Origin of the sequence: Patiriisocius sp. Uisw_017, from assembly GCF_047731265.1 — a bacterium.
GTDB lineage: Bacteria > Bacteroidota > Bacteroidia > Flavobacteriales > Flavobacteriaceae > Patiriisocius.
This window is the reverse complement of the sequence record NZ_CP159835.1, coordinates 1769179-1783552: the sequence shown is the minus strand read 5'-3', so window position 1 is coordinate 1783552 and position 14374 is coordinate 1769179. Positions and strand designations below refer to the sequence as shown.

At 33.9% G+C, this 14374-nt stretch carries 21 protein-coding genes; 5 read left to right on the top strand and 16 right to left on the bottom strand.

The features are described from left to right. Positions 1–121: 121 nt before the first annotated feature. The 3 genes from ABXT67_RS08155 to ABXT67_RS08145 form a co-directional block, all read right to left on the bottom strand. Positions 122–667: an HNH endonuclease gene (locus tag ABXT67_RS08155; protein ID WP_415376778.1), complete on the bottom strand. Its 546-nt coding sequence runs from the start codon at positions 665–667 to the stop codon at positions 122–124. Between the two features lie 142 nt (positions 668–809). After that, positions 810–1022: a T9SS type A sorting domain-containing protein gene (locus ABXT67_RS08150; RefSeq protein ID WP_415376961.1), complete on the bottom strand. Its 213-nt coding sequence runs from the start codon at positions 1020–1022 to the stop codon at positions 810–812. Positions 1023–1215: 193 nt separating this feature from the next. Next, positions 1216–1620: a hypothetical protein gene (locus ABXT67_RS08145; RefSeq protein ID WP_415376776.1), complete on the bottom strand. Its 405-nt coding sequence runs from the start codon at positions 1618–1620 to the stop codon at positions 1216–1218. Between the two features lie 432 nt (positions 1621–2052). Between ABXT67_RS08145 and ABXT67_RS08140 the strand changes: the two genes are divergently transcribed. Continuing rightward, complete coding sequence (locus ABXT67_RS08140; RefSeq protein ID WP_415376775.1) at positions 2053–2916, top strand: hypothetical protein; 864 nt, start codon at positions 2053–2055, stop codon at positions 2914–2916. Between the two features lie 41 nt (positions 2917–2957). Then, entirely contained in the window at positions 2958–3095 is a 138-nt protein-coding gene (locus ABXT67_RS08135; protein ID WP_415376774.1) for a hypothetical protein, read from the top strand. Between the two features lie 258 nt (positions 3096–3353). On the opposite strand, the gene ABXT67_RS08130 is transcribed toward ABXT67_RS08135, so the two are convergent. The 7 genes from ABXT67_RS08130 to ABXT67_RS08100 form a co-directional block, all read right to left on the bottom strand. Beyond that, complete coding sequence (locus ABXT67_RS08130; RefSeq protein WP_415376773.1) at positions 3354–3752, bottom strand: response regulator; 399 nt, start codon at positions 3750–3752, stop codon at positions 3354–3356. Further along, on the bottom strand, positions 3749–5887 hold the full coding sequence (locus ABXT67_RS08125; RefSeq protein WP_415376771.1) for an ATP-binding protein: 2139 nt from the start codon (positions 5885–5887) through the stop codon (positions 3749–3751). The genes ABXT67_RS08130 and ABXT67_RS08125 overlap by 4 nt, the downstream gene beginning before the upstream one ends. A gap of 515 nt (positions 5888–6402) precedes the next feature. After that, the gene (locus ABXT67_RS08120) at positions 6403–6762 is read right to left on the bottom strand and encodes an alpha/beta fold hydrolase (protein ID WP_415376770.1); all 360 of its coding nucleotides are present in this window, start codon (positions 6760–6762) and stop codon (positions 6403–6405) included. Positions 6763–7462: 700 nt separating this feature from the next. Then, positions 7463–7927, bottom strand: coding sequence for a hypothetical protein (locus tag ABXT67_RS08115; protein WP_415376768.1), 465 nt, complete (start codon positions 7925–7927; stop codon positions 7463–7465). Positions 7928–8020: 93 nt separating this feature from the next. Then, positions 8021–8146, bottom strand: a complete 126-nt coding sequence (locus ABXT67_RS08110; protein ID WP_415376767.1) for a hypothetical protein — start codon at positions 8144–8146, stop codon at positions 8021–8023. A 57-nt stretch (positions 8147–8203) separates the two neighbouring features. Further along, positions 8204–8728 carry a hypothetical protein gene (locus ABXT67_RS08105; protein WP_415376766.1) on the bottom strand — a complete coding sequence of 175 codons (525 nt, stop codon included), beginning with the start codon at positions 8726–8728 and terminating at the stop codon, positions 8204–8206. 186 nt (positions 8729–8914) lie between these two features. After that, positions 8915–9655, bottom strand: a complete 741-nt coding sequence (locus ABXT67_RS08100; RefSeq protein ID WP_415376765.1) for an SDR family oxidoreductase — start codon at positions 9653–9655, stop codon at positions 8915–8917. Positions 9656–10032: 377 nt separating this feature from the next. Here ABXT67_RS08100 and ABXT67_RS08095 point away from each other — a divergent pair, with 377 nt between their 5' ends. Further along, on the top strand, positions 10033–10188 hold the full coding sequence (locus ABXT67_RS08095; RefSeq protein ID WP_415376764.1) for a hypothetical protein: 156 nt from the start codon (positions 10033–10035) through the stop codon (positions 10186–10188). A 125-nt stretch (positions 10189–10313) separates the two neighbouring features. Here ABXT67_RS08095 and ABXT67_RS08090 read toward each other — a convergent pair whose 3' ends face one another. The 3 genes from ABXT67_RS08090 to ABXT67_RS08080 are packed head-to-tail and all read right to left on the bottom strand — an operon-like array spanning position 10314 to position 12186. Next, positions 10314–10943, bottom strand: a complete 630-nt coding sequence (locus ABXT67_RS08090) for a hypothetical protein (protein WP_415376762.1) — start codon at positions 10941–10943, stop codon at positions 10314–10316. Between the two features lie 2 nt (positions 10944–10945). Beyond that, on the bottom strand, positions 10946–11545 hold the full coding sequence (locus ABXT67_RS08085) for a hypothetical protein (protein WP_415376761.1): 600 nt from the start codon (positions 11543–11545) through the stop codon (positions 10946–10948). A gap of 35 nt (positions 11546–11580) precedes the next feature. After that, positions 11581–12186 carry a hypothetical protein gene (locus ABXT67_RS08080; RefSeq protein WP_415376759.1) on the bottom strand — a complete coding sequence of 202 codons (606 nt, stop codon included), beginning with the start codon at positions 12184–12186 and terminating at the stop codon, positions 11581–11583. A gap of 111 nt (positions 12187–12297) precedes the next feature. Between ABXT67_RS08080 and ABXT67_RS08075 the strand changes: the two genes are divergently transcribed. Further along, complete coding sequence (locus ABXT67_RS08075; protein WP_415376757.1) at positions 12298–12609, top strand: transposase; 312 nt, start codon at positions 12298–12300, stop codon at positions 12607–12609. Positions 12610–12659: 50 nt separating this feature from the next. After that, the gene (locus ABXT67_RS08070) at positions 12660–12986 is read left to right on the top strand and encodes an IS3 family transposase (RefSeq protein WP_415376755.1); all 327 of its coding nucleotides are present in this window, start codon (positions 12660–12662) and stop codon (positions 12984–12986) included. On the opposite strand, the gene ABXT67_RS08065 is transcribed toward ABXT67_RS08070, so the two are convergent. The 3 genes from ABXT67_RS08065 to ABXT67_RS08055 all read right to left on the bottom strand — a co-directional run bounded on the left by ABXT67_RS08065 (position 12975) and on the right by ABXT67_RS08055 (position 14259). Continuing rightward, positions 12975–13205: a hypothetical protein gene (locus ABXT67_RS08065; protein ID WP_415376754.1), complete on the bottom strand. Its 231-nt coding sequence runs from the start codon at positions 13203–13205 to the stop codon at positions 12975–12977. The genes ABXT67_RS08070 and ABXT67_RS08065 overlap by 12 nt on opposite strands. 119 nt (positions 13206–13324) lie before the next feature. Further along, positions 13325–13669 (bottom strand): DUF1622 domain-containing protein, encoded by a 345-nt coding sequence (locus tag ABXT67_RS08060; RefSeq protein WP_415376753.1) that lies wholly within the window; start codon positions 13667–13669, stop codon positions 13325–13327. Between the two features lie 134 nt (positions 13670–13803). Further along, a complete protein-coding gene (locus ABXT67_RS08055) occupies positions 13804–14259 on the bottom strand; it encodes an OsmC family protein (protein ID WP_415376752.1) in 456 nt (151 codons plus the stop codon). Positions 14260–14374 lie beyond the last annotated feature (115 nt).

The following is a 14374-nucleotide window of genomic DNA, read 5'->3' as shown; positions in this document are numbered from 1 at the left end:
CTTTACCGTTAATTTTATTTAAACCGTCAAATTGTAAATTTGGCTGACTTTTTTAATATTCACCAACTTTGGGTTTGCCACTTAACCCTTATTATTTTTATACATTGTTACCCAACGTTTTTCATTCGTTTACAGAACTCCAATTTTCTCCTCTTTTTATCCTATGAATTTGCGTATCAGATACTCCAAAACGTTTTGCGATAAGATTGATTCTAGTTCTGTTATTTTTTAATTGGCGTTTAATAATTTTTACTTTTCCTTCGCTTAACTTACCAATATTTTTACTTCTTTTTTCAACAATTCCTTCCCAATTTGGATTGTTAAATTGATGAAGTTCTTTTTCTCTTTTGGTAGCCCATTTTAGATTTTCAATTCGATTGTCGGCTTTGTCATAATTCAAATGAATAACGCAGATTCCGTTATTTTTTTCCAGAAAATGTTCCGCAACAATTTTATGCACGTATCTACTTGTCTGTTTTCCGTTATTTTTTTGTTTAAGTGGTAAATTCTGATATCCGTTTATAAAATATTTTTTTACTAAAAATTCTTTATTTGTTTTGCAGTTTATAATTCTAGCGTAATTTGATATTTTAAACTTTTCCTTTTCAGAAATCTTATCATCAAATTCAATCTCTTTCCATTCTTCATTCCAATAATTTCTTATCATTCTCGTTTTTTTTCCAATGTTGGGTAACGGTTTTCGCTATGATTGCGTTGCGGAGAAATCCGATAGGATTTTTCGGCTAAGCAACAAATTTAGCAAATAAGCATGAATTATAGACAGAGTTAGCAAACGTTTTCCTGAATATCTACTCAATAATTAATTTGTTATTTAGAATTATATTCGAGTCTAATCTGACTTTTAGAATAAATGTACCTGATGATAAATCAGATACGTCAATGTTTTTAAAATCTGAATTTCTATGCTTAATTAACCTTCCAGTTAAATCAAAAATATCAATTCGTTTTATATGTTCCGTGTTGTCAACATTTAAAATAGATTTCGCAGGGTTAGGATAGATATGAAGATTATTCTAGGTGAAATTATCATTGGACAAATTAATCTCACAATTTTCTAGTAGGGCTGGATATAAGCTTTCTTGTATTGTATAATTTGGAACAGTGTTTCTAAATTCCTCAGTAAAAAAGTAACAGTTTAAACCTTCCATATCATTTAGATTGGAATTGTTGTCAATAGTGAAATATTTAGATACGTTAACAGTAGTTAAATTTTCTAAACCATTTAAGTTTGTGAGGGATGGGCAAAAAGTAATTCGGAAAGACCCCCATAACGCTTTCCGAACTTTCCAATCCTTCAAGGCTCGTAAGGTTTGGCATAAAATAAATGGAACGCTGATCAAATCCTTGTTGACCTTCTGTTTGTAGATTATTTAAACCTTGTAAATTTGTTGTAGTTATTTGTAAAATCAATAATCTCTCAGTTACACTAACTAGGTTTATAAATGCAAATAGATATGTAATTTCCCAATAATCAGGGCCAGCGTCACCAATCCATAAATTTTTTAATGAAGTGTAGTTAGGGTAATCGACAATAAAATTAGCTACAGTTTCTTGAGTTATTGCTGAAAAAAAATCATCAGATGGACATTGTCCATACAAATTGATATTAATAAAAAAATAACCAATAATATTTTAATTTGTTTAAAATATAGTTCTCTTTTCATTCGTTTGGTATTTTAAGTTTGCTAACGATTTTCTATAAGATTTGTCGCGCCTGGCGCAGCTTGAATAAGCCCGCTTTTTTGACGGGGCTGGAAGCGGCTAAACCGACCAACGCCTTTCTTTCCTCCAAGTTAACTGAGCCGCGTGCGAATAAGCAAGGCAAGCAAGTTCGTATTTTTCGGAATTTCAAGTTGCTAATATTTGTTGAAATTACTCAATTATTGATGTCTTAGCGCCATGAATTTTATACGTTGTTACCATTAGTTATATCAAATACAAATTTATGTATCTTTCCATTCAACTAATCAAGTCTAGGCTTTCTCTCTTACTCTTTGAGTTGATTTTAGACGAATCTTAAAAACTCAATTCATGAAAAAAATCACACTCGCTTGCTTATTGTTGTTTTGTATTACATCGTTTGCTCAACAAGGTATTAATTACAAAGCTTTAATTAAAGACGGATCTGGAGTTCTAGTTTCCAGTACTCCTATCGATGTTACCTTTATTATATTAGATGGAGCGGCCAATGTGTATGAAGAAACCCATGCACCTACCACAGATGCCAATGGGATTGTTATACTAAATATAGGTGAAGGAACGCCTGTAACAGGAACCTTCTCTACAATTGATTGGAGCAGTAATAATCACTTTTTAAATGTACAAATAGATACTGGAGGCGGTTTACAGGATATGGGTACCACTGCTTTTAAAACGGTGCCTTATGCATTGCATGCTAAAACTGCAGAAAGTGTTACAGCTACTTGCGAGCTTTCCATAGGTGACACCTACCAAGGCGGTATTATTTTCTATTTAGACGGATCGGGCTGTCATGGGTTGGTTGCCAAAGCATCTGATGAGACTGGCGTATACCAATGGTCAACTATGAATTTTGACTCATTTGCTTTTGCATCTGGAATTTTTGGAGGTGCTCAAAACACAAAAAAAAGTATTGCGGGAGCTTCAAATTACAGTTCTTTATGTCCTGCAGCGGATCAATGTGAAGGGCTATCTGATGGGGGATTTACAGATTGGTATTTACCATCAAAAGATGAATTAGACATGATGTATGTAAACCTCCATCTTCAAGGCCTTGGCGGTTTTCCTGATGGTTTCTACTGGAGTTCTACGGAGCTCTATAGTAGTCTCGCGTGGGGACAGGTTTTCAACCTTGGTGATCAGGCCGGCATCGGTAAGGGCAACACGGGCATCGTGCGTGCTGTTCGGGCTTTTTAGTTATTTATAATAGTACCGCGTAAACGGTCGGCTTAAAAAAAATGGCATTACATACAGAGCTTCCTGTTTATAGAGACACTTATAAATTGGTTTTAGAGATTTTTGTTACTATAAAAAATTTCCCCAAAGAATACAAGTATAGTTTGGGTAGCGATATAGGTGGAGATGTTAGATGTTAGAACTGAATATTGAGAAAAAAGAAGTAAACAGCCTTTCTCTAGTACTAAATGTTGCACAACGGTTGGTATAAAGTTAGTAGGGAGTTTTGGAAACCCAATTTCCTCCAGACTGCAAAGATACGGAAAGAGCAGTATGGCTTGGGTGGGGCGGTTTGGCCTATTAAATTTATACAGTGTTTTAGCCAGTACTTTATTTTATATTGTAAGTTCTGCAATCATTTTTCATTGGTCAGAAGGCCGTTATTTTGTGCGAACCACTTACATTTTTTTAAATATTTCGATTAGTTTTTCTTTGGAAACGGGTTTAATAATGTAGTCGGTAACTAAACTTATACTTTTTGCCTTGGCAATATCATATGGCGATATGGAGGATGAAATAATATAAATAGTAATCTTTCTGCCCAGCTTTGGGCTAAGCAGTATGTATTCTTCAAGAAATTCCCATCCATCCATTACAGGCATGGAAAGGTCAAGAAGAATTATTTCAGGCAGGGTATCGCGATTTGCTGCATTTTTCTTTAAAAAATCTATCGCATCCAACCCGTTGTCAAAAACTTTAATCGTGCCAACAAGATTTGTCTGTTCTATGGCTTTTTTGACCAAGAAAGTATAGATTTTATCATCATCAACGATTCCAAGCGTTTTAACTTTATTCATGTGTTTTGGGTTTTAAATTCAACAAAAAAGGTACTGCCTATATTAGGAATACTCGTGGCCCATATTTTTCCGCCGATTGCCTCCACCTGAGTTTTGACCAGATACAAGCCGAATCCTTTGGCATCTGTGTGCTTATGAAAAGTTTTTCTTATTTTAAAAAGATTGTCTTGATGCTTTATCAAGTCTATTCCCAAACCATTGTCAGCAACAGATAAGATAATGTTGCCGTTTATTTTTTCTAGCTTAATTTTGACAACAGGTTTTCTATCCGGTGATTTATATTTCAAGGTGTTACTTATAAGATTTGTAAGTATACTCTCTATATATGTCCTAGGATTATAAAGCTCATGGACATCATTAAAATTTATTTGAATATCTGCCTCGTAGGCTTCAATCTCAGATCCAAATCCGATAAGAATACTATCTAAACAGTCTTTCAAAATTATCTTTTCCGATCTTATTTCAGTGTCTTGCTTTATCTGAACCGATTCCACCAATTTGTTAAACACTTGATTTAAATGATTGGTTACAAGTTTTGTTTTTTCCAACAGGTCTTCTCGTTCCTCTTCATCCTTGCTCTCCCGCAGGTAATCAACCAGTATGGAGATGTTTACAAGCGGTGCTCTTAAATTATGAGACACAATGTTGCAGAAATCAATAAGCTGTCGGTTTGCAATTTCTAATTCAGCGGTTCTTTTCGTCTTCTCTTCATTCTGAAACAGCAGCTCTTTATTTGCAATTTCTAATTCAGCGGCTCGCTTCGTCTTCTCTTCATTCTGAAATACCAGCTCTTTATTTGCAATTACTAATTCAGCGGCCCTTTTCTTCTTCTCTTCCTTCTGAAATACCCGTTCTTTTTTTGCAAGTACTAATTCAGCGGCCCGTTTCTTCTTCTGTTTATTCTGAAACACCAGCTCTTTATCTGCAATTACTAATTCAGCAGCCCGTTTCGTCTTCTCTTCCTTCTGAAATAACCGTTCTTTTTTTGCAATTTCTAATTCAGCGGCTCGTTTCGCCTTCTCTTCCTTCTGAAATACCAGCTCTTTTTTTGCAAGTACTAATTCAGTGGCCCGTTTCGTCTTCTCTTCCTTCTGAAATACCAGCTCTTTTTTTGCAATTTCTAATTCAGCGATTCTTTTCGTCTTCTGTTTATTCTGAAATACCCGTTCTTCTTTTACAATTTCTAATTCAGCGGCTCGTTTCTTCTTCTCTTCATTCTGAAATACCAGCTCTTTTTTTGCAAGTACTAATTCAGCGGCCCTTTTCTTCTTCTCTTCCTTCTGAAATACCCGTTCTTTTTTTGCAAGTACTAATTCAGCGGCCCGTTTCTTCTTCTGTTTATTCTGAAACACCAGCTCTTTATCTGCAATTACTAATTCAGCAGCCCGTTTCGTCTTCTCTTCCTTCTGAAATACCAGCTCTTTTTTTGCAATTTCTAATTCAGCGATTCTTTTCGTCTTCTGTTTATTCTGAAATACCCGTTCTTCTTTTACAATTTCTAATTCAGCGGCTCGTTTCTTCTTCTCTTCCTTCTGAAATACCAGCTCTTTTTTTGCAAGTACTAATTCAGTGGCCCGTTTCTTCTTCTGTTTATTCTGAAATACCCGTTCTTCTTTTACAATTTCTAATTCAGCGGCTCGTTTCTTCTTCTCTTCCTTCTGAAATACCAGCTCTTTTTTTGCAAGTACTAATTCAGTGGCCCGTTTCTTCTTCTGTTTATTCTGAAATACCCGTTCTTCTTTTACAATTTCTAATTCAGCGGCCCGTTTCTTCTTCTCTTTATTCTGAAACACCAGCTCTTTATTTGCAATTACTAATTCAGCGGCCCTTTTCGTCTTCTGTTTATTCTGAAATACCCGTTCTTCTTTTACAATTTCTAATTCAGCGGCTCGTTTCGCCTTCTCTTCCTTCTGAAATACCCGTTCTTTCTTTACAATTACTAATTCAGCGGCTCGTTTCGCCTTCTCTTCCTTCTGAAACACCAGCTCTTTTTTTGCAATTACTAATTCAGCGGCTAGTTTCGCCTTCTCTTCCTTCTGAAATACCAGCTCTTTTTTTGCAAGTACTAATTCAGCGATTCTTTTCGTCTTCTCTTCTTCCTGTTTTTCTTGGGTATTTTGATCTGTCCAGGTCATTTTAGTCCAATTAAATATTCGTTTTGGAAATATTTGCCAATATAGCGCTTTTTATCATTGGATATACTCATAGTTTTTATTCCAGAATTGTTCCGTCGCCAAAGATTATCTTTTCCGGTGTCCAAACAACTTTCACTCCAGATTTTGAGTAACATTCACATTTAGTATCTTGTGAAAAGGAAGTGAAAAATGAAAGAAGGATAATTTAGGACTGTTAAATATGTTTTCATTGTTTTTAATATTTAAACTTATTTTATTTTAAAGGTTAAGTCAATACCTAGTAGTGGGTATTTTTGTTTTAACATTTGCTAACGGTTTTATATATGGCTCGCAGCTAGTTCTTTCATAAATCAATTTATATCTATAAATATAGGGGAACTTTTGAAGTTGACATCAATAAAGATGTCTTTGATGTCCCCGGAAGTATTAACGGGCATACCCAGTATAAAATGATGTGCAAGGTTTTAAGAAATTTCTTAAAGAGTTACCCAAAGACATACTAGTAGTGATCTAGTCTACAATATATTATCATTATAGACTCGCGCAGTTTCTTTATAAGAATGAGGTAGTAGTATCGGTTGTAAATCGTTTTTTATGATATAATTTTTTAGAGACTCGTTGACTTTAGGCAACCAAGGAAATTCTATGAGTTCTTTTCCTCCAAAACCAGCTAAAGTAACTATATGGCATTCGTAATTCTTTTCTAGCTTTTTTACTAGGGGATTCCAAATGTCACCAGGAACTATAAAACAAGGAATTAAGACTATAGGTTTTCCTTTTCCTGTAACTTCTACACTGACAGGTTGACTTTCATTCTTTGCGTAAATTGATAAAGAAAATACGAATGAGGCTAATACTAAAATAAAATTTTTCATTGTTTTTAAGTTTAGATTTCCCTTTAGATGCGGAAAACAAAAAATGTTACCTTTTATTTTAAAAATAGCATAAAATAAAGTCAATTTATTCTCTGATAATGGCTCTTACTAAATGTTGCACAACGGTTTGTATCTGAAACGTAGCGTGTAAAAAGACACTATCTTTTCGGATAAACACAGATCCGTATTTTTTTTATTTATTAACTATTTTATTTTTGGGATACCGTCAAGGAGCACTCTGTAAACCTACAAAGACCATTCATAGACGAGATACGTATAAACACGTAATTCTAAATGAACATTTTTTATTTGATCATTTGCCTAGCCATCACGGCACGGCCAAAATTACCATCTATTTATTGAACCTCATTACGGGTTTCCCTTTTCGCAAAAAAAAAGCCTTCCTCCCTATGTTTAGGAGAAAGACTCTTTTAATATATAATGTAATTAAATAGATTACTGTACTCACAGCCCAAGCTCGAGATAGAATAGAAGTGACTCTATAACGACACAAACGAGTTACTAAGTGGACCGTTTGCTTTGTTGGTTTAAGGGTACTCTTTGTTATTATAAGTCTATAAAGATAAGGACGGCATCTCTTATGGGTTCTTGACCACTATAGACCTATGCATCAATTTACCTCTTAAGGTGTTTATGATGCTCCAGCCTTGTTGTTCTAGCTGTGTTTTTTACTTAGCATCTATTTCGTTAGAACTCCACTTACAGTTCCAGAAAAAGTTCCATTTCTACCATCATCTGTCCAAGTACCTGTTACAGTAGTAAGGAGTGTAAAATTATCTACACTTAGTGTACCAATGGTTGAATAAGTTATTGAATAAATATAACTACCATCGCTACCAGATTCGGTTCTTGGAGTACTAGTAAGAAAAAGACCATCAACAGAAACAAAATATATATCTCCGTCAATCACTAAATCTTTCTCCCCAGATTTTGAAACGTTTACTGAACTTGTCTCATTAACAGTGTCAGTATCCAAAATTGATCCGTTTTCAATTCTATTAACACTCCCTTCAGAGACCAAATTCCACGCACCAACATATTGGTCTCTTGTATCAGTTTCATCTTCATCGTCTGATGAGCAAGAATTCATGGACATTACTAATGATAGCATTCCGATAATTACAGTTAAAAAATTTTTTTTCATGATTTTACTTATTTATAAACGTATACCTACTTCAATTTTTTAGGTCTCATTCGGCTTATTCCGACCTTGTTAAACTTTTTCGCTAATTTCTATTTAACTGATTAATTCGTTGGCTTTATCGGTATCAAAATCGCAACCTTTATTCCTTCCGATTTTTGTTTCCATTTCAATTCTATGTTTTGCCATAATTCCATCAAATCCTAAATCAAATCCGCTCAAAGATTATATTAGGCAATAAACTAGGTAAAGATTTTCTATCATAAATTTTGAACTTCATTATTCTCTTCTTGCAAACTCTTGAACTCCCGTCAAACAATAGGATGGTATTAGTGGTAAATGCGCTCTACCATTTGTACTTGCTAATTGCAAAATTCCAGTAATATAATATTGGCAAACATCAAACATTCCCTCTGCTGGCGTTTTATTAATCTTTGAAGTTAGTTCAAGATCAAAATTTTTGCTTGAACTATTTTTCATTTTGGAAGATATAAATTTCGCTAAAAATGAACCAACGAATAATCCTAAACCGATTTTACAATTGAAGAAGACTGAAATTATTCCAGCTATAATTAACAAGATCGATAAACGACCAAATGTTCTATATCTTGTATATTTTGGATCTTGTAATTTACTTGCCAACATATTTGGTGAAGCTATGATGACAATATTATTCGTTTGAATTGAATTAATAAAATCCTGATAGATTTCGTGAAAATCTTCTGCGCAATGTTCAGCTTGAGCGTTTAGTTTTCCGAATTGTTCTTCGAGTTTCCACATTAGTTCGGTTAAGGTTGGTTTCATTTCGTATATGGTTCTTTAATGAAGTGCAGTTTCTGGTAATGAAGCACAACGTTTACTGTATGGTTAGTGGCGTTTAAAAATACTTAAATTTTAAGTTATCACAGAACTTAATTAAAAGAACTAAACTTCAAATTTAGCACTATGTAGCCATTAATTACACAGATTGTTAGCTGCTGGCTTTATTAGTTAAGCAAATCCGCCATTTGCTCCGATATTTTGTCCTGTTATCCATTTTGAATCATCATCTACAAGAAATAAGATGATTTTTGCAATGTCTTCAGGTTCGCCAATTCGATTAAAAGCAGACATTGAAGCCAAACGTTTTATAACCTCCTCATTTTTCCCTTGTTTGAAAAGTTCCGTATTAACTGGACCTGGTGAAATAGAATTTACTGTAATTCCTTTAGTTCCTATTTCTTTCGAAAACACTCTCGTTAGCTGTTCAACTGCAGCTTTAGTGGCAGAATATGTTCCATAAGTCGGCAACATTAGTCGTGTTACAGAACTTGAAAAATTTATTATCCTTCCATTATCTTCTAAAAGTGTAGATGCCTCTCTCATTGTGTTGAAAACGCCTTTTACATTTATATCAAAAATTCTGTCAAAATCTTCGTCCGTTGTGTCTTTGATCAATTTATAAATTGCAATTCCAGCATTGTTTATTAATACATCAACTTTTTCAAACTTCTCAATGGTTTTTTGAAATAATCTTTTTACGTCTTCCGATTTACTAACGTCTGCTTTAATAGCAATAGCTTGTCCACCTCTTTGTATAATTTCATTTACTACAATTTTCGCAGTTTCTTCATTACCTGAATAATTAACCACCACTTTTGCACCATTTTTAGCAAGAGTTTTGGCAATGGTCGATCCAATACCTCTTGAAGAACCTGTTATAATTATTACTTTTCCTTTTAACTTTTCCATTTATTATCTTTAGTTTTTATTAGTTTCTGTAAGCTTGCAGCTAACGTTTGGTGTAGGGTTCGTTGCGTGGTTAAGTAACTAATTTAGTAAACAAAAACGTACCAGAGAAAATTCTGAAGGGATTTTCCAAATAATCACTTGCTATAGCAAGTGATTATACACGGCTTAAGTTTACAATTCATTAAATTTAATCATAAATCAGAAAAAACAATAGAAAGGAATAAGGTTATTATACAAGCAGAAGCTTAAGACTTCGTCAACATTGAAAATCCCCTCTATTTTCTACACAGATTCCGTACAGTTCTATGAGGCTATTAGACCTCGATTTTAAGTCGTTGAAACTCGTGCAGTATGTCCTTTCAAAAAACTATTTTCTTATGAATAAAGGTATTAAATATTTTGGAATTGACAGCAGCCATTTAGTTTTTGATGTTACAGATTCTAATGGTAATTACTATCAATTTAAAAACAGTTTAATTGGATTATTGATACTTTCCCGTATTTTTTTTACTTTTTTTTTACGATTTCAATAATTTTATTTGGAAAGATTTATACACCTAATTAAAGTTCTCTTACTATGTAATTATAATCGCTTAAAAAAGAAACTATTCACATTTTGTTGTGTAAGGCGATCATCCGGTTAGAAGGATTAAATTTCTTATCCCCTGAATTTAATTATAATCCATCGTCCCAAGCTATCGGAGCCTCCAGTAGCGTCATATACCAGGTCGATAAATCCCATTCCACTTATGGAAAGTTGAGAAGTGGCAGCAGTTAATATTCGATTTTGGGGCAGCGCAGCTAAATCATCTTCCAAAAGACTAATATTTGCTGTTTCTGAAAAGCACAATGTAAAATGGCGACCATGAACTCCATTCGTTATACCCGCAATATTTATATTGGAATTATATGAATGTAATCTAATAAAAGTAGCGTTCGAATTAGAGTTTCCGGAGCTAATTTCTAAATTCAAATCTACTATGGTTCCTGCTTCGATGGGATGTGCTCCTAAATTTAGATCCCCTATGGATCCAGAAACGGGAGCGGTATCAAGGCTATTATTGATAATTATTAAATTGGCTCCTATATTGGTTCTATTAAAAGCTCTGCTGGATGTATGACCGGCTAACGTTATCAAGTCTGTGGTCCCAACTGGTAAACTAGTTACTCGAACTGTACCGTTAACATCTAGACTTGCACTTGGATTGGTATTTCCAATGCCAACTTGTGCCTGTATTCCAAATATGAAACCGAAAATAATTGTCGCTGTGAGTATTAATTTTTTCATAACTAATCATGTATTGATAAAAATAACCACCGTTGTAATACCCCGTCATAAATCAATTCTATACTTCCTTCTGCAGATATGGTTTCTGATCCAGCAAGTACTTTAATTCTATTATTTGGCAAAGATGATAACGCTCTAGTATCTGATTCATCTAAGAACATAATAGATTGTACGCCAGAGTGATAAAAAAAAACGTGTAGTCCATCGACTCCGTCCTCCATTCCTGTAATTTTAATATTGGAAGGTAAGTTAAAAACTTTTATAACCACTTTTCCCTGATTCGCTTCTCCTTGCCCGAGTTGAAGATCCATGTTGTGTACTTGATTTCCGGGTGGTACTATTAGCCCACTTAGGTCCATAGTTCCAATACCGTATGAGATACTGCTCGCTAATTGTAGTGTGTTGTTTTCAAGGGTTAGTTGGTTATCTATATTTAGTAAGGTTAAATTTCCATCAATATCTGCACCAACAAGAGAGGTTGAGTTATCTAATTCATTAAAACCTTCCACAATTAAGTCACCTTGAATATGCAGGGTTTCTTGTGGATTTATAACACCTATACCCACTTGTGCCTGAACGAATCCATTTAAACACAAAAACAATAAGAGTATTTTTTTTTTCATAACATTAAACACTATCAACGTATATTAATAAGAATCCATTTTTCTAAACTACCATCATAAATAAATTCCGCCACACCTTCTCCCGTAGTACCTTCATTACCACCGGAGCCTGTGATAATTTGATTTTTAGCATCACTGCCTAAATTAAGATCAAAGAAAGTGACATTATTGTTTTGTGAATTATAGTAATAAATAATACGCCCGTCGAATCCATCGGTAAAACCTGAAACTGAATATCCATTTGTTTCCCCAAAGACACGTATTATTGTTTTGTCTATATTTATATTAGCCAATCCAATATCATAATTATCATACTGAGAAGTTGTTGGAGCTGTCAACACCTGATCAACATCCCCAATTAAAAAAATATTTGAATCTATTGGAGGAATTACCGTTAAAGTCCCTGTAGTTATATTAAAAGAATTTCCCAACTCAAATTCCTTAACCTCGCCGTTAGAAATTATTCCAACTAACCTTGTGGCATCCGATGCTTTTGGTGTAAACTTCATATCTCCATTGACATGCAATGTTGCCATTGGTAAAGTAGTATTAATCCCAATACCTTGAGAGAACAAACTAAGAATGGGAATGATTAGTAATAAGTAGGTTAGGTTCTTCATAAAGCCTAATAATTTCCTTAAATATAAGAATAAAACATTGAAAACTAGATACTTTAGCCCCTAATAAGTTCGGAGTGATATTTTAAATTTCAAAACTAATACATTTGAGATATGAAATACAAGAAATGGACATTAAAGGAGAAGCTAGAAATACTCTCTACATCAGAAGAAATAAGAGTCGTAGAAACCTGTCGTAAATACAGTGTTAGTACGGGCACTTTTTATAGCTGGAAGAAGAAGTTTGAGCATAAAGGAGAAGCATGCTTAAAAGTCAGTTATGACACTAAAACTAAGGAGCATAAAGCTTCAGAAGAAGAAAATCGTGTATTGCGAAAGTTGCTAAGTGATCGTGAAATCGAACTCGAGGTGCAACGAGAGCTCTTAAAAAAAAAGTTTGGAACGTCCGATCCAAGAAAGATTTAGTAGATGCCACTTGCAAGAAACATAAGTGTAGTAAAACCAAGGTTATAAAGATGGTCGGAATTATATCTAGTAGCTATTACAGAGTGCCTAGTGGTGGTAAAAAAGGAAATAAGCCGTCTAAAGAGACTTATCACAGTACTAAAGGCTTTGTCTTACAAGATGTGGTGGTAACCTCTTTAAAGAAGATTTTAGAGCACGAATTTATAGATTGTGGATACCGATTAATGACCAGCTATTTGACTAGAGACGGTTACACTATCAACCATAAAAAGCTATACAGAATTATGAAAGAAGAAGGTTTGTTAAAGCTTGACAACAGAATAGACAGAAGTGGTTCTGGGCGTAAATTTGTAAAGTTCATACCTCTAGACCGTTAGAATGCTTAGAAATGGATATAAAAATGGTCTAATTTGTTCCTCTGTTGTAGCGATATGGCCAGCCTCATGCAACAAGTCGCCAGGATATTTTAATTTATCTAAGTCCATTAAAATTGTATTTCCTTTAATACTTAGACCTGATAGAAATGTATCATCAGATAATTTTTTCTCAACTACCATTATATTAATTAGGTTAAGAAAATCAATTATGCGCTCCAATATATCCTGTTGATTATTCAACTTCGTAAATTTGCATTTTCAATGAAACACAACGGTTTGTATAAGAGCAGTAGCATCCCGTAGGGTGCTATTGATTATAGGTTGTGTTGGCAGTAGTTTTATTCTTTATTGTGAATTTCTTCAATTTCTTTTCCTAAAAAATATCCAATAGCGATTCTTAAAATTATCATTACAGATAACTCCATAAGTTGCTCCTCAGTTATTTTCATAATCGTATGAATGATATCAGATGCAATTAAGAAATCTAATGCCAATAATATATAGATACCTAGTTCACATCTTATTTTTTGAATTTCAGTTAATGGTGTTCTAAAAGGATGTTTTAAAAATTCTTTTCCTAGATATTTTATCAACAATTTAGCAAAGCCAAAAATCAAAATACCAATGCCAATAATATCTATTACTTCTGCAATTAATAAAAATATTTCTTTAATCCATTCCATGTGTTTATGATTTAAAAGAATCAATTATCATCAAAAATGAGTATAATTGATCCTTGGTAATTTGAGCATTCGATCCTTCTTGAGTTCCTTAGTTTTTCATAAAAACAATCGCTTATTGCTATTGTTGCCAGTTGTTATTTTTTGCTCCAATTGCTTTCAATTACACATCCACTTGAACGTAACAAAGCTAAAATGGGACAACGAGCATCTACTTTTTGTCCCAAACTTGTGATTTGTTCATCCGTTACTTCTCCAAGCACTACGGCATCAAGTCGTACATTCTTGTAACTGCCATCTGAATTATCTGAGATCCCCATAAAACCTGAAAGATCAAGATCGATTTCAATATTTATATTAATTTGTTCAATTTTCAAGGAAAGTTCTTCCGCAACAACTTGGGCTTGTTCGTTTTGACATCCGGCTAAGGAAGTAGTAAAATATTGCATCGGATTAGGTCCGGAATTTGATCCGCCATCCTCGATTGGTTCATCTGATTGAAGCTTCCATTCTGTATCCGTAATGTCTACTTTAGTAGGCCATCCATTCCCTTGTGCTTTTGCTTTGAAAGTTTCTAAATGTGAATTCTCCATTATTAATATTATTTATTTAGCCTACTCTAATCAGTTTTCAGCTTACCCTGGTTTTTAATCACTACCAACGGTGGCAGTATGCTACGTAATTTTGTATTGCGCCTACGGCAAAATT